The following is a 1,528-nucleotide window of genomic DNA, read 5'->3' on the forward strand; positions in this document are numbered from 1 at the left end:
GGGGTGGCTTTCAATGCTGTGAACACTTAACCGTGCATTGGTGATGGAAAGGCAGTGGGCTGAAAAAGAGGCTATGAAGAAGTATCAGTGATCCCGGTCAGAACAGCCGGCGGTGCCATGGCCACCTATGCTTATGGAAAGTTTGAAGATCCTGTGGTCGTCGAGTTTATCAAAGCAGAAGCCGGAATCGATATCGGCCAGACGTTCATTGGCATGCATCTGAAACATGTTGCGGTTCCTGTCCGGGTATCTCAGAAGATGCTTGGAGAAGCACACGTAACGCTCGCCAAAACCAGACCTAAACTTATCGGCGGAACGCGGGCTGTTTATGAACCATTACCGGAAAATAAATCTTGCTAAAGCAAGGCAAAATGGCGGATGAAATGTCCGCTATTTTTTATGTGCAAGAAAGCACTTTAGTACATTAACGCACGAAGAGGGACAGTCCCTTTCAGTACTTTAAACCACTAAAGGGGACTGTCCCTCTTAGTGGTTTAAAGCGATAAAGCGCCAACCCATCACCCCACTTTATTCGTTTATTCTGTGTGGGAATCATGTTAGAATATAGGAGGAATTTGAAATATTGCGAGATTGATATAAACGGAATGTAATCGTTTTCCGTAATTTGAAGGGGGATCCGTATGAGCAAGATTGCAGCACAAGATCAAGAGTTATACCAAGCTATTCAAGATGAATTGCATCGCCAGCAGACGAAAATTGAATTGATTGCTTCAGAAAACTTTGTAAGTGAAGCTGTCATGGAAGCGCAGGGCTCTGTGTTGACCAATAAATATGCAGAAGGCTATCCAGGCCGTCGTTATTATGGTGGTTGTGAACATGTCGATGTTGCTGAGAACCTTGCGCGCGACCGTGCGAAGGAAATTTTCGGTGCAGAACATGCCAATGTCCAGCCGCACTCTGGAGCTCAGGCAAACATGGCGGTTTATTTCACTGTTTTAGAACAGGGAGATACAGTCCTTGGAATGAACTTGTCGCATGGCGGCCACTTGACTCACGGAAGCCACGTGAACTTCAGCGGAATCCAATATAATTTCGTCGAGTATGGAGTAGATAAAGACAAGCAGGTCATTGATTATGATGACGTCTGCCAAAAAGCGCTTGAACATAAGCCGAAAATGATTGTAGCGGGTGCATCTGCGTATCCGAGACAAATTGATTTTGCCAAGTTCCGCGAAATCGCTGATGAAGTAGGAGCATACTTAATGGTGGATATGGCTCATATTGCCGGGCTGGTTGCTGCAGGACTTCATCCGAACCCGGTTCCACACGCAGACTTTGTAACGACAACGACGCACAAAACGCTTCGCGGACCGCGCGGCGGAATGATTCTTTGTAAAGAAGAATATGCGAAGAAAATCGATAAATCAATCTTCCCTGGCATTCAGGGCGGCCCTTTGATGCACGTCATCGCTGCAAAAGCCGTCGCTTTCGGTGAAGCACTCCAAGATGATTTTAAAACATATGCGCAGAATGTCATCGACAATGCGAAGCGCCTGGGTGAATCCCT

The 1,528-nt window shown here is 46.5% G+C and carries 1 protein-coding gene and 1 pseudogene; both read left to right on the forward strand.

What is annotated here, in order from left to right:
• Window positions 1-360: pseudogene (locus BSG1_RS19465) on the forward strand (TIGR01440 family protein); the annotation flags it as partial.
• 281 nt (window positions 361-641) lie between these two features.
• The coding region (glyA, locus tag BSG1_RS19470) for a serine hydroxymethyltransferase (protein ID WP_006838965.1) at window positions 642-1,528 on the forward strand (887 nt) is incomplete at its 3' end.

The sequence above is a fragment of the Bacillus sp. SG-1 genome, from assembly GCF_000181495.1.
Lineage (GTDB): Bacteria > Bacillota > Bacilli > Bacillales > Bacillaceae_B > Rossellomorea.